This window comes from Mesorhizobium sp. M7A.F.Ca.US.006.04.2.1, assembly GCF_004022915.1.
In the GTDB taxonomy this organism is placed as follows: Bacteria; Pseudomonadota; Alphaproteobacteria; order Rhizobiales; family Rhizobiaceae; genus Mesorhizobium; species Mesorhizobium ciceri.
Map to the genome: position 1 here is coordinate 1 of NZ_RZQA01001333.1, position 1,059 is coordinate 1,059.

General features: G+C 62.6%; 1 protein-coding gene. It reads right to left on the reverse strand.

Going from position 1 to position 1,059, the window contains the following annotated elements; all coding sequences use genetic code 11:
• Positions 1-809, reverse strand: an 809-nt coding sequence (locus EN925_RS37085) for a neutral zinc metallopeptidase (protein WP_128337425.1), incomplete at its 3' end; no start/stop codon positions are given.
• Positions 810-1,059 lie beyond the last annotated feature (250 nt).

The window sequence follows — 1,059 nt, forward strand, 5'->3', positions numbered from 1 at the left end:
ACATAGCCCTGCATCTTCTTCTGCAGCGTGTCGTCGCCGATCTGCTTGGCGGCGTTCAGCGCGCTTTCGATGTCGCCCTGCTCCAATATGCCTTTCTGTCCGGTGTAGTGGGCCCACACACCGGCAAAGCAGTCGGCCTGAAGCTCGATTCGCACCGACATCTGGTTGGCCTCGACCTCGCCCATGCTCTGCCGCATCTGGTTGAACTTGGACATGATGCCGGTCAGGTTCTGCACATGATGGCCGATTTCATGCGCGATCACATAGGCGCGGGCAAATTCGCCCGAAGCGCCGAACTGCTGGTCGAGTTGCTGGAAGAAGGTCATGTCCAGATAGACCTTGTGGTCGCCGGGACAATAGAACGGTCCGGCCGCCGCGGAGGCAAAGCCGCAGGCCGAACGGACCTGGCCGGAAAACAGCACCAGCTTGGGATCCTCGTAGGTCAATCCCTGCGACTTGAAGATGCCGGTCCAGGTGTCCTCGGTCTCGGCCAGCACGGTCGCCACGAACTGCTTCATCTCGTCATTGGCCGGTGTGGCACCGTTGTCCTGGCCGCTGTTGTCGGTGATCTGGCCGCCGCCGCCCGGCAGCAGGCCGCCGTCGCCACCACCCAGGATCGTCGAAGGATCGAAGCCGAAATACCATCCGGCCAGCACCACCAGGATGACGAGGAAGATGCTGCCCCCGCCACCGGTGCGGCCGCCGATCGGAATGCGGAACTGGCCACCGCCGCCGCCGAGTCCGCCACCGCCGCTGTCGCTGCGGTCGTCCTCGATATTGTCACTCTGACGACGGCCCTTCCAGAGCATGGCAACTCCTCGTACAGCAAACCTCCCCGTTGCTCCGGGGCGACAAACAATTATCCCAACGGTTGCGCCAAGTCACAGCATTTTTCGATGGCCTTTTTGGCCACACGCGTTGCCTTGCGGCCAAGTTCGTTGTGGCGAGCGGCTCGGCGTGGCAATCGTCCCCGTGGCCTACAGCCGATCACGTAAGCCCGACAGAGAGCTAATCTTCCTGCTTGGCGCCGGCGCTCTTGCCGTCGGAGCTCTTCGAACG